At 68.7% G+C, this 17,249-nt stretch carries 14 protein-coding genes and 2 pseudogenes; 11 read left to right on the forward strand and 5 right to left on the reverse strand.

Going from position 1 to position 17,249, the window contains the following annotated elements; genetic code table 11:
* The 5 genes from Q0D75_RS19465 to Q0D75_RS19485 all read right to left on the reverse strand — a co-directional run.
* Window positions 1-892 (reverse strand): heme ABC transporter ATP-binding protein (locus Q0D75_RS19465; protein WP_291057269.1); only part of this gene is annotated, 892 nt, incomplete at its 3' end.
* A complete protein-coding gene (locus Q0D75_RS19470) occupies window positions 889-1,869 on the reverse strand; it encodes an iron ABC transporter permease (RefSeq protein WP_291057294.1) in 981 nt (326 codons plus the stop codon). The genes Q0D75_RS19465 and Q0D75_RS19470, both read right to left, overlap by 4 nt.
* Window positions 1,870-2,108: 239 nt before the next feature.
* Window positions 2,109-3,254 (reverse strand): ABC transporter substrate-binding protein, encoded by a 1,146-nt coding sequence (locus Q0D75_RS19475; protein ID WP_291057271.1) that lies wholly within the window; start codon window positions 3,252-3,254, stop codon window positions 2,109-2,111.
* Between the two features lie 108 nt (window positions 3,255-3,362).
* A complete protein-coding gene (locus Q0D75_RS19480) occupies window positions 3,363-4,352 on the reverse strand; it encodes a thioredoxin domain-containing protein (protein ID WP_291057273.1) in 990 nt (329 codons plus the stop codon).
* A 154-nt stretch (window positions 4,353-4,506) separates the two neighbouring features.
* Entirely contained in the window at window positions 4,507-5,454 is a 948-nt protein-coding gene (locus tag Q0D75_RS19485) for a hotdog domain-containing protein (protein ID WP_291057275.1), read from the reverse strand.
* 163 nt (window positions 5,455-5,617) lie between these two features.
* Here Q0D75_RS19485 and lipB point away from each other — a divergent pair, with 163 nt between their 5' ends.
* The 11 genes and pseudogenes from lipB to Q0D75_RS19540 form a co-directional block, all read left to right on the forward strand.
* On the forward strand, window positions 5,618-6,262 hold the full coding sequence (gene lipB, locus Q0D75_RS19490) for a lipoyl(octanoyl) transferase LipB (protein ID WP_291057277.1): 645 nt from the start codon (window positions 5,618-5,620) through the stop codon (window positions 6,260-6,262).
* 71 nt (window positions 6,263-6,333) lie between these two features.
* Window positions 6,334-7,302 carry a lipoyl synthase gene (gene lipA / locus Q0D75_RS19495; RefSeq protein ID WP_366513467.1) on the forward strand — a complete coding sequence of 323 codons (969 nt, stop codon included), beginning with the start codon at window positions 6,334-6,336 and terminating at the stop codon, window positions 7,300-7,302.
* Window positions 7,303-7,641: 339 nt separating this feature from the next.
* Window positions 7,642-9,657 carry a cell wall-binding repeat-containing protein gene (locus Q0D75_RS19500; protein WP_291057281.1) on the forward strand — a complete coding sequence of 672 codons (2,016 nt, stop codon included), beginning with the start codon at window positions 7,642-7,644 and terminating at the stop codon, window positions 9,655-9,657.
* A 15-nt stretch (window positions 9,658-9,672) separates the two neighbouring features.
* Window positions 9,673-9,839: pseudogene (locus Q0D75_RS19505) on the forward strand (lipoyl synthase); the annotation flags it as partial.
* 210 nt (window positions 9,840-10,049) lie between these two features.
* Entirely contained in the window at window positions 10,050-12,191 is a 2,142-nt protein-coding gene (locus Q0D75_RS19510) for a cell wall-binding repeat-containing protein (RefSeq protein ID WP_291057282.1), read from the forward strand.
* Between the two features lie 88 nt (window positions 12,192-12,279).
* Window positions 12,280-12,786 carry a VOC family protein gene (locus tag Q0D75_RS19515; RefSeq protein ID WP_291057284.1) on the forward strand — a complete coding sequence of 169 codons (507 nt, stop codon included), beginning with the start codon at window positions 12,280-12,282 and terminating at the stop codon, window positions 12,784-12,786.
* A gap of 34 nt (window positions 12,787-12,820) precedes the next feature.
* A complete protein-coding gene (locus tag Q0D75_RS19520) occupies window positions 12,821-13,690 on the forward strand; it encodes an aldo/keto reductase (RefSeq protein WP_291057286.1) in 870 nt (289 codons plus the stop codon).
* A gap of 9 nt (window positions 13,691-13,699) precedes the next feature.
* Window positions 13,700-14,962: a glutathionylspermidine synthase family protein gene (locus Q0D75_RS19525; protein WP_291057288.1), complete on the forward strand. Its 1,263-nt coding sequence runs from the start codon at window positions 13,700-13,702 to the stop codon at window positions 14,960-14,962.
* Window positions 14,959-15,546: a hypothetical protein gene (locus Q0D75_RS19530; protein WP_291057290.1), complete on the forward strand. Its 588-nt coding sequence runs from the start codon at window positions 14,959-14,961 to the stop codon at window positions 15,544-15,546. The genes Q0D75_RS19525 and Q0D75_RS19530 overlap by 4 nt, the downstream gene beginning before the upstream one ends.
* A 60-nt stretch (window positions 15,547-15,606) precedes the next feature.
* Window positions 15,607-16,221, forward strand: a pseudogene (locus Q0D75_RS19535) (DNA-3-methyladenine glycosylase I).
* Between the two features lie 9 nt (window positions 16,222-16,230).
* The coding region (locus Q0D75_RS19540) for an aminotransferase class III-fold pyridoxal phosphate-dependent enzyme (RefSeq protein ID WP_291057292.1) at window positions 16,231-17,249 on the forward strand (1,019 nt) is incomplete at its 3' end.

Raw genomic sequence — 17,249 nt, forward strand, 5'->3', positions numbered from 1 at the left:
ATGGGATCTCCTCGACGGGTACAGGGTGGTCGTCGCGCGCCGCGGGGGCGGCATCCGGATGCCGCATCGGCAGGATGATGGCGGTCCCGGTGACGGGGTGCCGCATCACCTCCACGGGCAGCTCGTAGACGGCGGACAGCAGAGGTGGGGTGAGCACGGCATCCGGCGACCCGTCGGCCACCACGCGGCCGTTCGCGAGCAGCACGATGCGGTCGGCGTAGGCGGCGGCGAGGCTGAGGTCGTGCAGCACGACCACCACGCAGTCGCCGGCCCGGGCCCGGTCACGGGCGATCCACAGAACGTCCTCCTGGTGGCGCAGGTCGAGCGCGGCGGTCGGCTCGTCCAGCAGCAGGATGCCCGTCTCCTGGGCCAGGATGCGCGCGAGCGACGCGCGGGCCCGCTCGCCGCCGGAGAGCGAGGGCAGCGGCCGGTCGCGGAAGCGCGTGGTCTCGGTGAGCGCGATCGACTCCTCGATCACGCGGTCGTCGTCGGCGTCGCGGCGCGTGCCCTGCCAGGGCGCGCGGCCCATCTCGACGACCTCGCGCACGGTGAACGGGAAGAACACGCCGTTCTGCTGCAGCAGCACCGCGCGGCGGCGGCCGAGCTCTTTGAGACTCCACTCGCCGAGGGCGCGGCCGTCGATCTCGACGCGGCCGGCGGTCGTCGCCTGATCGCCCGTGACCACGTTCAGCAGGGTCGACTTGCCGGCGCCGTTCGGGCCGATCAGCGCCACGACCTCGCCGGGCGAGGCCTGGAACGAGACCTCGTCGAGAATGCCGGCACCCCCGATGGCGACGCTCGCCCCCTGCACGCGCAAGGCGGGTGCGGCGGATACGCGCGTGGCGGCATCCGGAATCTCCGAGAGCGCCTCGCGGCGGCGGCGCGCGCTCATCCCCAGCCCCCCGACTTCTTGCGGGTGCGCCGCAGCAGCCAGAAGAAGAACGGGCCGCCGATCAGTGAGGTGAGCATGCCGATCGGCAGGTCGGCCATCGGCACGGCGGTGCGCGCGAACAGGTCGGCGGTCACCAGCAGCAGGGCGCCGCCGAGCACCGAGGCGATCAGCAGTGGGCGGTGCGAGGGGCCGATGATCATGCGCATCAGGTGGGGAATGACGAGGCCCACGAAGGCGATGATGCCGCAGAAGGCCACGGCCGCGCCGGTGAGCAGGGCCACCAGCACGATCGAGACGATCCGCAGCACCTCGACGTTCACGCCCAGGTGCCGGGCGGCCTTCTCGCCGAGCGAGAGCAGGTCGAAACGGCGCGACAGGATGAGCGCGGCGGCGAGCCCGACCACGACGACCGGCAGCACGACCAGCACGTCCTGCCAGCGGGCGCCGTTCAGGCTGCCGAGCTGCCAGAACACGATCGCCTCGCGCGACTGGGTGTCGGCCAGGAACATGAAGAGCGCCAGGCCCGCGCCGGCGAAGGCGTTGACCGCGATACCGGTGAGCACGAGGGTGACGACCTCGGTCTTGCCGTTGGCGCGCGAGACGGCGTAGACGAGGAGGGTGGCCACGAGGCCGGCGGCGAAGGCGGCGGCGGCGATGGTCCAGTCGCCGAGGAAGTTCAGGCCGAACACGATCGAGGCCGAGGCGCCGAGCGCCGCACCCGAGCTGACGCCGACCACGCCGGGCTCGGCCAGCGGGTTGCCGAAGATGGCCTGCATGATCATGCCCGCCGCGGCGAGGGCGGCGCCGACCAGGATGGCCAGGGCCACGCGAGGGAAACGGATCGTCCAGAGCGCGCTGTCGCCGTTCGGATGCTGGGGCAGCGGCCAGATCGTGATGCCGATCTTGTGCAGGATCGAGCCGAGCACCTCATCCGGAGCGATCTGCAGTTGCCCCGTTCCCGCCGCCACCAGCGACATCACCACGAGCGCCACGGCGAGCACGGCGAACAGCACCACCTTCCGCCGAGGCCGCACGCGCCCCCTCGGCCCCGGATCCACGCTCGCCTCGAGCCCCCCGCCCGCGCGCGACTCCTCCTCGCGAGCCGTCGATTTCGGCCCTTCCGCGACGGTTTCAGGGCCGAAATCGACGGGTCGCGAGGAGGGGGGTGGGGAGGCGGGGGCGGGGGCGGGAGCCTCGGGGCGGGCGGGGGTGTGGGTCATGGGGTGTCCGCGAGGGCGCCGGAGTCGTCGGGGGCGTAGATGGCGCGGGCCAGGGCGTCGAGCACGCCGGCGGTGCGGGGGCCGAAGCTCATGATCTGGTAGTCGCTCATGTCGACGATGCGGCGGTTCTGGCCGGCGGGCGTCTCGGCCACGGCCGGGATGCGCTCGAGCAGCCCGTCGACGCCGCCGACGGATTCGAGGCCCTTGGTCATCATCAGCAGGATGTCGGGCTGCGCCTTCACGAGCGCCTCGGCCGTCATCGGGCGCATGCCCTTCCAGCCGATCTCGCCGGCCACGTCGATGCCGCCGAGCGCCTGGATGAGGGTGTCGGCCCCGGATTCCTCGCCGAAGATGTAATACACGCCGGCGTTGCCGCGCACGTAGAGGAAGAGGATGCGCGGGCGGTCGGCGGGATCGGCCGGCGTGACCGCGGCGATCTGCTCGACCTCGTCGGCGATCTCGGCGTTCACCCGCTCGGTGAGTGCCGTGCCGGCATCCGGAACCCCGAGCCCGGCGGCGACCATGGTCACGATGTCGCCGACGTTGTCGAGATTGCGGTCGGGCGTGGTGACGATGACCGGGATGCCGGCCTCGCGCATCTGCAGCACGACATCCCACGGGCCGATGGAGGAATCGGTGATGATGACGCTCGGGTTCAGCTCGAGGATCGCCTCGCCGTTCAGCTCGTGGCCGTTCTGGGTGACCAGGGGCAGGTCGGCGGCGCCGTCGAAGCTGGTGGAGGTGTCGCGGCCCACGACGCTGTCGCCGAGGCCCAGGCCGAACACGGTGGCGGCGAGGGATCCGTAGATGTCCAGTGCCAGGATGCGGCTGGTGTCGGTGACTGTGACCTCGGTGCCCTGGTTGTCGGTGACGGTGGCCGGCAGCACCTGCTCGGACGCGGCATCCTGGGTGACCGGCTCGATTCCGTTGTCCTCCAGGCAGGCCGTGGACTCGCCGACGTAGGTCTTCGGATCGGCCGTCAGCTGAAGGTCGGCGAGGGCCGTCGTGCCCTCCACGCACGCGGAGGCGGTGCTCGAGGAGGCCGAAGCGGTGCACGCGCCGAGCGCCACGACGGTGGCGGCGGCGAGGGCGAGCGCGAGGCCCGCGCGGAGGCGACGACGGGAACGAGGAAGGGAGGTCATGGGTCCGAACGGTGGAAGGGGCCGGTCGGACGAGCCGACCCGCGGATGCCCCGATCCTAGTTAGGTAAGGCTAACCTAGTCAAACCTCCCGGCCTCGACCGGACCCCATCACTCGGTCGGCGTGGTGCCCTCCGATGTTCCGTCTGTCGTGTCGTCCGTGCTGCCGTCGGTCGTGCCGTCGCCGGTGTCGGTGGCGCCGGTGGCGGCCGAGAACACCTCGGTGATGAACGAGTTCAGCGCCTCGGTGTCGTCGAGGCCGCCGGTGTAGGCCTTGCCGTCGATGACGACGAGCGGCACCGTGGTCAGCGCCGTGACGTCGGAGTTCGGGATGCTCGCCTGGGCCCGGGCGGTGGAGTCGGCGACCCAGTCGGAGAACTCGTTGCCGGTGATGCACGAGGCGGTCGCGGCATCCGTCACGCCGGCGGTCTGCACGAGGGTGACCAGCTCGTCGTTCGAGAGGCCGCCGGCGGGCAGGGTGGCCTGCGCGGCCACCAGCGCGTTGTGCACCGCGAGGCCGGCATCCGGAGTCGTGTTCGCCACGCAGGCCAGGGCGTTCGCCGCCCGCGCCGAATAGCTGTCGGCGCCCTCGAGCGCGACCGGGTGCAGCTCGATGCTCGCGTAGCCCGCCGCCACGTATCCCTGCAGAGCGCCGCCGTTCGCGGTCTCGAAGGTGGCGACGTCGGGGCTGGCGTAGTCGACGTATTCGGTGACGCGCAGCACCGTCGAGGTGTCGAGCTCGGAGGGCGTGGGCTGCTCGCCCGGCTGCAGCGCGGCGGTCGTCGTGGCCGTGACCGTGCCCTGCGTGGTGGAGCCGTCGGCAGCGGTGCCGCCGCCGCTCCCGGTGAACAGGATGCCGTCGCTGGCCATGTTCGCCGGCCCGACGAAGGTGGCGCGGATGCCGTTGTAGACCGCCAGGCCCACCACCGCGACGACCGCCACCGCGGCCACGACCAGGCTCGTGCGCAGCACGATGCGGTTGCGGCGCTTGCGCTTGCGCTCCTCTTCGCGCTGGATGCGGGCGAGCTCGCGGGCGAGGGCCTGCCGATCCTTCTTGGGGAGCCCGTCGTAGACGCTCTTGTCGGCCTTCGCTGGGCTCATCCCGGTGCTGCTCCTCGTGTGTGGTGCGTGTGGTGCGGGTCGTGGTCGTGCGGATGCGCCGACGCAGGCGCACTGCGGGCTGACTTTAGCGGGTGAAGCTATGGGCGCGCCATGAGGATGCCTCGGGCTCGCACGCCGCCTGGCCGAATGGCGCTCAGCCGATCGGCAGCGCCTCGAGCTCGCCGCGCATCCGGATGAGGTCGATCGCGTGCGCGTCGAGGCGCCGGTCTTCGTCGGAGTGCAGCACGAGCGGGGCGACCTCCCGGGCGCGCCCGTCCGCCCCCGGATCCACGAAGATGCTCATGCACTGCGTGGTGAGTTCGAGCGCGTGGGGCGTGCGCGGCGAGCCCGAGCGCACGTGCACGGCGATGTGCATGCTGCGCTCGCCGGTGTGGATCAGGCGGGCGTCGACCTCGACGATGTGCCCGATCCGGATCGGCCGGAAGAAGTGGATGCCGCCCGAATACACCGCGACGGCGGCCTCCGACGACCACCCGGCGGCGCAGGCGTACGCCGTCTCGTCGATCCAGCGCAGCACGGTGCCGCCGTGCGCGTTTCCGCCGTAGTTGGCGTCCGCGGGCGCGGCGAGAAAGCGGAAGACCGTGCGTGCCGTGGTGCCCTCGTCGGTATATGCCTCGGCGAGCATGGAGTCGCGGATGGCGCGCCGGGGTGCGAGCCGCTCTTCGGCGCGGTGGTTGAGCAGGCGGTCGTCGCCGGTCTCCGGATGCCACGCCGGCACCTCGACCGGCACGCCCGCCGCGTCGACCGCGACGAAGACGAGGATGCAGTGGGTGGCCGGGGTGAACTCGCGACTGCGCACATCCGCAGCGCCCACCGTGACGAGAACCTGCATGCTGGTGCGCCCGGTCTGGATGATGCGGGCGCGCGCCTCGATCATGTCGCCCGAGGCGATGGGCCGGGTGAAGTGCACGTTGCCGACGTAGGCCGTGACGCAGTACGAGGCGCTCCAGCCGACGGCGCAGGCGTAGCCGGCCTTGTCGATCCACTCGAGCACGCGCCCTGCGGCGACGGTCGCGCCTCCGGCGGCGGTGTCCTGCGGAGCGGCCAGAAAGCGGAGGGTGATGCGGTCGGAACTCGTCACGCTTTCCAGGATGGCAGGGCGGCGCCGCTCGTGCGGGCCGATCCGCAGATCGACGGCGTCAAGATCGGCCGATCTTCTCGTCCCGGAAAGAGCGTGCGCCGGCGGGCGCAGCATCCGCGTGCCGCATTGTTGTACTCAGTCCAGTTAATCGTAGGATGGCCGCATGACAGACTTCGTCGTCGAAGGCGTCGGGCGGCGATTCGTCCCCTACGCCGAGGGATTGCAGCTGCAGGCGCGGTGGCACGAGCGGGTGGTGGTGGGCGAGGCCCCCGACACCGTCATCCTGCTCGAGCACGAGGCCGTGTACACGGCCGGCAAGCGCACCGAGGCCTCCGAGCGGCCGGTCGACGGAACCCCGGTGGTGGACGTGGATCGCGGCGGCAAGATCACCTGGCACGGCCCGGGCCAGCTGGTCGGCTACCCGATCGTGCGGTTGCCCGATCCGATCGACGTCGTGGCCTACGTGCGCTCGCTCGAGGCGATGCTGCTCGAGGTGGTGCGGGGGATCGGGGTCGACGCGTACCGGGTGGAGGGGCGCTCCGGCATCTGGACGACCTCCGGCGGCCGCGACTGCAAGCTCGGCGCGATCGGCGTGCGGGTGTCGGGCGGGGTGACGAGCCACGGCTTCGCGCTGAACTGCAGCAACGATCTCGCGCCCTACGACAAGATCGTGGCCTGCGGCATCCGGGATGCCGGCGTGACGACGATCAGCGAGGTGCTCGGGCGGCGGGTCGAGCCGGCCGATCTGGTCGACGCGGTGAAGCAGCGCTTCGTGGCCCCCGCCCCGGCCCTGGCGGGCGCCCGATGAGCGCCGGCTGCGGCCCCGCGGTGTCGGCCTCCTCCTCTGCCGGGCCCGCCTCGCTGCCCGGCGACCGCAAGCTGCTGCGGCTGGAGATCCGCAACGCCGAGACGCCGATCGAGAAGAAGCCGGCCTGGATCAAGACCAAGGCGCGCTTCGGCCCCGAGTACCGGGAGCTGCAGGCGCTGGTGAAGACGAAGGAGCTGCACACGGTCTGCCAGGAGGCGGGCTGCCCGAACATCTTCGAGTGCTGGGAAGATCGCGAGGCGACCTTCCTGATCGGCGGATCGCAGTGCACCCGCCGCTGCGACTTCTGCCAGATCGACACCGGCAAGCCGGCCGACTACGACCGCGACGAGCCCCGCCGGGTCGCCGAATCCGTCGTCTCGATGAACCTGCGCTACGCCACGGTGACGGGAGTCGCCCGCGACGATCTGCCGGACGAGGGTGCCTGGCTGCACGCCGAGACGGTGCGCCGCATCCATTCGCTGAATCCGGGTACCGGGGTCGAGATCCTCGCCACCGACTTCTCGGGTAACCCCGCCCTGCTGCAGGAGGTGTTCGACTCCCGCCCCGAGGTGTTCGCGCACAACGTCGAGACGGTGCCGCGCATCTTCAAGCGCATCCGCCCCGCCTTCCGCTACGAGCGCTCGCTCGACGTGCTGACGCACGCCCGGGATGCGCGGCTGATCACCAAGTCGAACCTCATCCTGGGCATGGGCGAGACGCGTGAGGAGGTGTCGGCGGCGCTGCAGGATCTGCACGACGCCGGATGCGACATCATCACGGTCACGCAGTACCTGCGCCCCTCACCCCGGCACCTGCCGGTGGCGTCGTGGGTGCGCCCCGAGGAGTTCGTCGACATCAAGGAGGAGGCCGAGCAGATCGGCTTCCTCGGTGTGCTCGCCGGACCGCTCGTGCGCTCCTCGTACCGGGCCGGCCGGCTCTGGGCGCAGTCGATGCGGCGTAAGGGCTGGGACATCCCGGACGCCCTCACGGGACTCGCGGATGCGGCTGACGCCGAGGGCGGTTTCGCGCAGGCGGTGTGAGCTTTGCTCAGAAAATGATATAACTTCAGGTTAGAGACTCCGCGCCCCGGCGAAGTCCCGTTGACCTGGAGGACCCCGATGCGCGCTTCTGCCCTGAAGAGAGCTCTCGTCCCTGTGGCTCTCGCCGCCCTGCTGGCGTCGGTGCTCTCCGCGGCGGCTGCGCCGCCCTCGGTGGCTCACGCCGCGCTGCCCGGCCCGTCCTCCACGCAGCTGGTAAGCGTGGCAGCCGTCCTGCCCGCGAAAGGGGGCGATTGGCCTTCTGCCGACGGGATGGGCCTCGGGCGCTCGAGCATCTCCGCCGACGGTCGCTATGTCGCGTTTGCGACCAGGTCCCCTGGCATGACTGATGTTCCGACTAATGCGAACACCATCCAGGTGTACGTCCGGGATACGGTGGCTGCGACGACCAGGCTGGTCAGCGCGAACGCCGCAGGAGTTGCGAGCACAGATGGTGCGACAAGGCCGTCCATCTCGGGTGACGGCCAGTGGCTGGCTTACTCATCGAACTCGGTCAATCTGGTGCCCGGGGTTACGGACGGCAATACTCACGCGTTCCTGTGGTCGATGCGCACCGGGCAGACAATCGCAGTCGGTGTCACGGAATCGGTCGGACACCCGATCGGGAATGGCGATGAACTGTATGTTTCGGTTTCCCGTGACGGATCCAAGGTCGCATTCGAGTCGAGCTCGACGAACCTGACCTCAGATGACGCGAGAGGTCGTACCCAGATCTACGTCCGGGACATAGTGGCGGAATCAACCCAGATGATAAGTGTTCAGTCTCCCGGGATGGGCAGTGCGACGGGCGCACATAAACCGGAGATATCGGCAGACGGTCACTCCGTCGCGTTTCTGAGCGATTCGAACCTTACCGCTTCAGACGCTCGACATCATCTTCAGGCGTACGTGAGAAATCTTGCCGCAGGTGAGACGCGGATGATCAGTATCGCAATCGACGGCGCTACGGGCGCGGACAGGGATGTCGGGGATCTCTCGCTATCGGCGAATGGAAATCTCGCGGGGTTCACAAGCGCGGCGGTCAATCTGACCACCGGCGCATCGGCGGGAAAACAAGTCACCTATCTGCGGGACATCACGTCTGACACGACAACGACCTTCCTTGGCGGACGCGCGGGAATCATCACCCCCCGAGTGTCTGCAGACGGCCACCACCTCGTATTCAGCTCGACGGAGAGGATCACCCGTGATGGCTCGGAGTTCACCGCCGTAGAGCGGGTGTACTCCACCGATCTCCGATCGGAAGAATCGATCCTAATAAGCACACCGCTCTCAGGGATAGCCGGACGCTACGACGACTTCTCCGTCTATCCGACGGCGTCGGAGGACGGCCAATTCGTCGCGTTCACGTCCCGCATGACGAATTTGACGCCCGAAACGGCGACCAGCACGTTGCAGGTCTACATTCGCAACGCGACAGCCGAATCGCGCATAGATCGCATCGGCGGCGCGGACCGATACGACGTGTCGGCGGCGACTTCAGCCGCAGCATTCCCGCCGGAAGTCGATTATGCTTTCGTGGCGTCCGGCGCGGTCTTCTCGGATGCGCTCTCGGCATCTGCGGCCGCCGGCCTGCGGCATGCACCTGTACTCCTCACTGAGCATGATTTCGTCCCGGTGGCAGTCCAGGCAGAGCTCACCAGGCTTAATCCCGGCCACATCATCCTGCTGGGCGGTACGGATACGATCACCCCGGCGGTTGAAGCCCAACTGAAGCCCTTCTCCTCCAGAGGCGACGTTGTAAGGGTCGCGGGGGCGGACCGCTACCAAGTGTCGGCTGCTCTCTCTCAAATGACATTTCCGACCAGGCCAGCGACCGCTTACGTCGCCTCTGGCGAGGTGTTCCCGGATGCCCTCTCCGGATCGGCGGCCGCCGGTCACAGTAGTGGGCCGGTGCTGCTGGTCAACAAGAACGCCATCCCCGCGGCGGTCGACGCCGAACTGCGGCGGCTGACTCCCGCGAAGATCGTCGTCCTCGGAGGCGCGAACACAGTGGCGGACGCTGTGGTGGCGTCATTGGGTGGGATCGCTCCGACGACGCGGATCGCCGGAGCAGACCGCTTCGCGGTTTCCGCGGCCGTCTCATCGTCGGCCTTTGTCGCGAATACGTCCACGGTGTATGTGGCATCGGGCCTGGTGTTCCCGGATGCTCTCTCAGGCTCCGCGGCCGCGATCTACCGGGGGTCCCCGGTGCTCCTGGTGACGAAAGATGGCGTCCCTGATCTGGTCGCGGCAGAACTGAGGCGCCTCAATCCTCACCGCATCGTCGTGCTCGGCGGCACGGCGACCGTCTCGGATGCGAACTTCGCTGCACTGAGGAGCTACTTGGCACCGTGAGCCATCGGAGAGATCGCGTTCGGCTTCCTCGGCGTGCTCGCCGGGCCGCTCGTGCGCTCCTCGTACCGAGTCGGCCGCCTCGGGCGCGGTCGATGCGGCGCAAGGGCTGGGACATCCCGGCATCGCTCGCGGCCCTCGCCGATGCGGCCGACGCCGAGGGCGGTTTCGCGCAGGCAGTGTGAGTTTTGCTCATTAAGAGATAAAACTTCAGGTTAGAGACTCCGCGCCCCGGCGAAGTCGCCTCGACCTGGAGGACCCCGATGCGCGCTCCCGCCCTCAAGCAAGCCCTAGTCCTCGTCGTACTCTGCGCACTCGTCACAGGCGTCCTTTTCTCTACACCTCTGCCCCCCGCCGCCCGCGCGGCAGCCCCCGCCCCCTCTACGACCCAGCTCGTGAGCGTCGCGGCGGGCACCCCAGCCCGCGGGGGTGATTACCTCTCCGGTGACAACGGCACAGGTGGGGTGGCCTCGATCTCATCCGACGGGCGCTTCGTTGCGTTCGCCACGAAGTCGAGATCAATCACGGAGACTCCGAATCCATCTCCGGTACCGCAGGTGTATGTGCGTGACGTTGTCGCCGGTTTCACGGTGATGGTCAGTAAGACGGCGAGTGGCAAAGCCGGAGACGGCTCCTCGGTTCGTCCATCGATTTCAGGAGACGGAAAACTCATCGCGTTCATATCAACGTCACCCGATTTGGTTCCCGGTGTCACCGATCGGAATCCGCATGTATTTCTCTGGTCTAGCGACCGTGGGGATATAAGCGTGCTCGACGTCAGTAGTTACCCGAAGAGCTCTCTTGGTAACGGAGCGGCAGTGGCGGCGGCAATCTCCCGTGACGGGTCCAAGGTTGCCTTCACGTCCGACTCCACGAACTTGACCATCGATGACTCCCGAGGGAAAGTCCAGGTATACGTTCGTGACGTGGCGGCGGCTACGACCCAGATTGTCAGCGAGGAGTCTCCGGGATCAGGTTCCAGCTCGGGTGCATCAGAGCCGGTCATCTCGGCAGACGGCCAGAGGATCGGATTCATCAGCGCCGCAAACTTGACCGGCACCGACGTGCATTCAATCCGGCAGGTCTATTTGAAAGACATGGCAACTGGCACAGTGACACTTGCCAGCCCGGCGGCAGACAGTGCATCAGGCGCCAATCGGGACGTGGTCGGTCTGTCGATGTCCGGAGCGGCCGAAGATCTAGCCTTCAGAAGTGATGCGACCAACCTGACCACCGATCCCCCAAAAACGGGATGTGCGTACATCAGGAACGTGAAGATCGACACAACGGTCCGGTTCCACCCGGAGGTGGGCAACTGCGCGATCGAAGACTTGCGGATTGCGCTGGACGGTAGGCATGTGGCGTTCTCGACCGCGGCGCAGGTCATTCCCGCCGTACGTCCGGGCAATGTCCGCGTATACGTGGTCGACCGGGGGTCAGGCAGGGCTTCGCTGGCCAGTGCGCCGGCAACTGCTCTACCTGCGCGCCTGGATACTGACTCGGCGAATGCGGTGTTGTCAGACGATGGTCATTTCGTCGCTTTCTCCTCCCTCATGACGAATTTGACCGCGGAACTTGTAGACGGAAAAGTAGGTCAGCTGTTTCTGCGAAATGTGCAGGTCGAGTCCCGAATCGACAGGATTGGTGGGTCGGATCGGTTCGCCGTGTCGGCAGCTATCTCGACAGATGCTTTCGCGCCCGCCGCAAACGAGGTCTATGTGGCATCAGGCGCGGTGTTCCCAGACGCGCTCTCCGCGTCTGCTGCGGCCGGTCTCCGGGACGCTCCGGTCCTCCTCACCACGCGAGACGCCGTTCCACCAGCCGTCGACGCGGAGTTGGCTCGGCTCCAGCCGAAGACGATCGTGCTTCTGGGTGGCACTGACACAATCTCGCCTGCCGTGGAGGAGCATCTGAAGTTGCTCTCGACTACGAGGCAGGTCGACCGGGTGTCCGGCGTGGATCGATACGAGGTCTCCGCCGCGATATCCAAGCGCAATTTTCCGGTGGCACCTGCTGTGGCGTATGTGGCGTCGGGGGAGGTGTTTCCGGATGCACTGTCGGGGTCCGCTGCGGCCGGGCACTTCAGGGCACCGGTGCTGTTGGTGCAGAAAAACGCCATCCCCGGAGCGGTCGGCGATGAACTCAGGCGATTGGCGCCGGCGAAGATCGTGGTGCTGGGTGGTGCGAACACTGTGTCTGACAGTGTCCTCAGCGCGTTGGGCGCGATCGCGCCGGCGTCCCGGTTCGGTGGCGCGGATCGGTTCTCGGTCTCTGCAGCAGTTTCCGAGGCAACGTTCGGCGCGAACACACCGACCGTTTATGTCGCGTCTGGAGCGGTGTTTCCCGATGCTCTCTCAGGGTCCGCGGCCGCTATCAAGAACGGCGCTCCGGTGTTGCTGATCACCGCCGACGGCGTCCCATCGGTGGTGGGTGCTGAGCTTCGGCGTCTCAATCCGAGCAGGATCGTGGTTCTCGGTGGACCAGCGACCATCTCCGACCCCACATTCGAGTCCTTGCGGGGGTATCTGGCGAAGTAATCGGCGTTGCCGCCTCAGGCGAGCTGACTGGTCGGCACAGCGCTCCGGTGGTAAGCCTGGAGCCGTCCCCACCAGTTCTCCGAGAAAGATGCACAGCGTGGAGCAGAAGGTCAACTTCGTCACCGTGGCCACGGCCGACCTCGAGGCGGCGCGGGGTTTCTACCGCGACGGACTCGGCTGGACGCCGCTGCTCGACGTACCGGGCGAGATCCTGTTCTTCCAGGTGGGGCACGGGCTCGTGCTCGCATTGTTCGAGGCGGAGGCGTTCGCGGCCGATCTCGTTTCCGGGGTGGGCTCGGCGGCGCTCGCGGATTCCGCCGCCGCGGCATCCGTCGCCGTTCCCTCCGCCGCTTCCGCCCCGGCCGGGCTCACCCTCTCGCAGAACGTCGGCTCCCCAGTCGAGGTCGACGCCGTCGTCGAGCGGATGGCCGCCGCCGGCGGCTCCGTGCTGAAGCCGCCGCAGCAGGCCGCGTTCGGCGGCTACCACGCCCATGTCGCCGATCCGAACGGCGTCATCTGGGAGATCGCGTTCAACCCCGGCTGGTCGGTGGCCGACGACGGCGCTGTGAATCTGGTGCCGGTGGCAGAGGACTGACGCGGCCGCGCGCGAGCGGTGGTTGACTCGAAGCATGACTGACACCACCACCGCACCCGCCGCCGCAGCCGGCACCTTCGCCATCGGCGGAGACCTCGTCGTGAACCGCCTCGGCTTCGGCACCATGCAGCTCACCGGGCCGGGCGTCTGGGGCGAACCCGCCGATCACGACGGCGCGATCGCCGTGCTCCGCCGCGCCGTCGAGCTGGGCGTGAACCTCATCGACACCGCCGACGCCTACGGCCCCTTCGTCACCGACGCACTCATCCGCGAAGCGCTGCATCCGTATGCCGACGGCGTCGCCATCGCCACCAAGGTCGGCTTCACCCGCCAGGGGCCGAACGAGTGGATACCCGTCGGGCGCCCCGAGTACCTGCGCCAGCAGACCGAACTGAACCTGCGCCACCTCGGCATCGACCGGATCGATCTGCTGCAGCTGCACCGCATCGACAAGAAGGTGCCGCTGGAGGATCAGATCGGCGAGCTCAAGACGCTGCAGGACGAGGGCAAGGTGCGCCACATCGGCCTCTCCGAGGTGAGCGTCGATGACGTGAAGGCGGCCCGCGCGATCGCCGAGATCGTGTCGGTGCAGAACCTGTTCAACCTTTCCGACCGTCGTGCCGCCGATCTGCTCGACTACTCCGAGGCCGAGGGGATCGCCTTCATCCCGTGGTTCCCGCTGGCCACCGGCAAGCTCGCCGGGGAGGGCAGCCCGCTGACCGAACTGGCCGAGAAGCACGACGCCACGCCGAGCCAGCTCGCGCTCGCCTGGCTGCTGCACCGCTCGCCGGTTACGCTGCCGATCCCGGGCACGAAGTCGGTCGAACACCTCGAGCAGAACGTGGCCGGAGCCGCCCTCACGCTGAGCGACGACGAGTACGCGGCCCTGGATGCGTTGAGCTAGCCTGGCCGGATGCGACGGGTCAGTTCCACTCCGCGCCCCGAGTGGCGCAGCCGGCTCGACGAGGTGGGCTTCACCTTCTACGACCTCGAGTCGGAGGGTGGCCGGCCGTACTGGAATGAGTCGGCCGCCTACGTGTTCACGATGGCCGAGATCGAGGCGCTCGAGGCGGCCACGAAGGAGCTCTTCGACCGGTGCATGGATGCGGTCGAGGTGATCGTGCGCGCCGGGCGTTTCGCCGAGTTCGGCATCCCGGAGCGGTTCCACGAACTCGTGCGCGCATCCTGGGACGACGACGACCCGACGGTGTACGGGCGGTTCGATCTCGCCTACGACGGGCTGGGCGGCGGGCTCTCGGCGGGCGGCTCGGGCGGCATCAAGCTGCTCGAGTTCAACGCCGACACCCCGACGTCGCTCGTGGAGACGGCGGCGGCGCAGTGGCAGTGGCTGGAGGAGGCCGGCCCGTCGGGCGCGGATCAGTTCAACGGGCTGCACGAGCTGTTGATCGAGCAGTGGGAGCACATCCGCTCCGCCCGCTGGGGGCTCGCCCCGGGAGCCCGGCTGCACCTCGCCTCGCTGCACGACACGGGTGACGGCGAGCTGATCGTCGAGGACTTCGACACCGTGGCGTACATGGCCGAGACGGCGAAGGCCGCGGGATTCGACCCGAAGCTCATCTTCATGGAGGACCTGCGCTGGAGCGTCGACCGGCAGCTCTTCCTCGACGCCGACGACGAGGTGGTGTCGCGCATCTTCAAGCTCTATCCGTGGGAGTGGATGATCGCCGAGCAGTTCGGCGGGTTCCTGCCCTCGAGTCGTGCCTCCACGCAGTGGGTGGAGCCGGCCTGGAAGCTGCTGCTCAGCAACAAGCAGCTGCTGGTGGTGCTCTGGGAGCTGTTCCCGGGGCATCCGAATCTCCTTCCGGCGTTCGCCTCGGTCGAACCGCTCCGGGGACGGCCTCACGTCGCGAAGCCGCGCCTGGGCCGGGAGGGCGCCAACGTCACGGTGTTCGACGGCAGCGGGCACGAGGTGGCCGCGCAGCCGGGGGAGTACGGCGAGGAGGGCTTCGTCTACCAGGAGCGCGCGGTGTTCGCGCCGATCCCGGGCAAGACGGCGGTGATCGGCAGCTGGGTCGTCGGGGAGACGCCCGCGGGCATCGACCTGCGCGAGACCTCCGGGCCGATCACGGGCGACCTCGCCGAGTTCGTGCCGCACTACATCGAGCCGTCGCCGAGTGGGGCCGGCTCGCCCACCATCGAAGGGGGTCGCGGATGACCGTCAGAACCGTGCGTTCGCGCGCATCCGGAGCCGGCGCTCCCGCCCTCTCGGGCATCGCCGCCGACCGCCGGGCCGCGCTCAAGCGGGGCGCCGCCGTGGTGACGGTGGCGGGTGCCGTGCTCGCGCTCTCGGGCTGCGCGCCCACCGATGAGGGGATCGTGCTGGAGGGCGCCGACGGCGAGAAGTACGTCGTGCCCGAGAACGCCGAGCGGCCGATGTACGACTCGAAGGAGGACTGCATCGCCGACGTGACCGAGCAGATCGCCGTGCTCGAGCAGCAGGGGCAGGAGATCGTCGACACGCCCGAAGACCTGTGCGAACCGTCGTCGCGCTATCCCTCGGCGCACTATTCGGGGCTGTGGCTCGGTCCGCTGCTGTTTGCGGGCTCGCGCTGGTCGTCGTCGCGGGTCTCCGGATGGGCGCCGGTGCCGTCGGGCGGCTTCGCGGCGCCGGGCTCGCGCCTGCAGGGCGACGTGGTGTCGCCGGCCCCCGCGGGCTCCACCACGGGCGAGCGGGCGCCGCTGAAGAGCGGCTTCGGCAGCTCGGGCAAGTCGGGCTTCGGCGAGTCGGCCGGCGGCTGATCCGCTGCTCGGTGGTCGAGCAGGTGGGGCGATGTCGGTGCCGGATGCGATGATCGGTTCATGACTGAAACTCAGCTCGACGACGGCACCTGCTCCTGGGCGCAGGGCACTCCCGCGATGCGTCGCTACCACGACGAGGAGTGGGGAGTGCCGTCGTGGGACGACGGGTACCTGTTCGAGTTCCTGCTGCTCGAAGGGGCGCAGGCGGGGCTGTCGTGGTAGGCGATCCTCAATCGGCGGGCGGGGTACGCCGCCGCGTTCAAGGGCTTCGATGTGGCCGCGGTGGCGGCGATGACCGACGACGAGCTCGAGCCGTTGATGCTCGAGCCGGGCATCATCCGCAACCGGCTCAAGATCTCCGGGGCGCGCAAGAACGCGCTCGCGTTCCAGGCCGTGCAGGCCGAGTTCGGCAGCTTCGCGAACTACCTCTGGGGGTGGGTCGGCGGGTCGCCCCTGGTGAACGGGCCGCGCAGCACCGGCGAGCTGGTGGCCACCACCGAGCTGTCCGATCGGCTCAGCAGAGATCTCAAGAAGCGTGGCTTCACCTTCGTCGGGTCGACGATCGTCTACGCCTACCTCGAAGCGGTGGGTGTGGTCGACGACCATGTGCTCGGCTGCCCGGCGAAGCGTGAATCCACTCCGAAACACCCCGAGCCGGCCCGATCGAGCATCTAGGCTCGGAGCATGGCTTCTCCCGAATTCTCCGTGTCCCAGGAGCGCAAGCTCGTCACCGAACTGCCCGGCCCGAAGTCGCGCGCGATGCACGAGCGCCGCCGCAAGACGGTGTCCCGCGGAGCCGGCACGCTCGCCGACATCTACATGGATCACGGCGCGGGCGCCATCCTGGTCGACGTCGACGGCAACCAGATCATCGACCTGGGCTGCGGCATCGGCGTCACCACCATCGGGCACGCGCATCCGGAGGTCGCCGCGGCCGCCGCCGCGCAAGCCGGCAAGCTCACCCACACGCTGTTCACGGTCACGCCGTACGAGAACTACCTGAAGGTGGCCGAGAAGCTGGCCGAGATCACGCCCGGCGACTTCGAGAAGCGATCCATCCTGGTCAACTCCGGTGCCGAGGCGGTCGAGAACGCCGTCAAGATCGCCCGCAAGTACACGGGCCGCCGGGTCATCGCCACCCTCGACCACGCCTTCCACGGCCGCACCAACCTCACCATGGCGATGACCTACCGCCCCTGGCCGGAGCGCGCGGGCATGGGGCCGATGCCGGGCGACATCTACAGCGTGCCGATCAGCTACCCCTTCCGTGACCCGGAGGGCATGACGGGCGAAGAGGCCGCCGAGCGCACCATCGACTACATCACCACCCATATCGGGGCCACCGAGCTGGCCGCGCTGTTCGTCGAGCCGATCCAGGGCGACGGGGGCATCGTCATCCCGGCACCCGGCTTCTTCAAGCGCCTCTCGGAGTTCTGCACCGAGAACGGCATCGTGTTCGTGGCCGACGAGATCCAGGCCGGTATCGCGCGCAGCGGCGCCTGGTACTCGATCGAGCACCACGGCGTGGTGCCCGACCTCGTCACGAGCGCGAAGGGCATCGCCGGCGGCTTCCCGCTGGCGGCGGTCACCGGCCGCGCCGAGATCATGGACTCCGTGCAGCCCGGTGGCATCGGCGGCACCTTCGGTGGCAACCCGGTCTCCACGGCCGCGGCGCTCGCGGTGTTCGACATCATCGAGCGCGA

Origin of the sequence: Herbiconiux sp., from assembly GCF_023264855.1 — a bacterium.
Taxonomy (GTDB): Bacteria; Actinomycetota; Actinomycetes; order Actinomycetales; family Microbacteriaceae; genus Herbiconiux.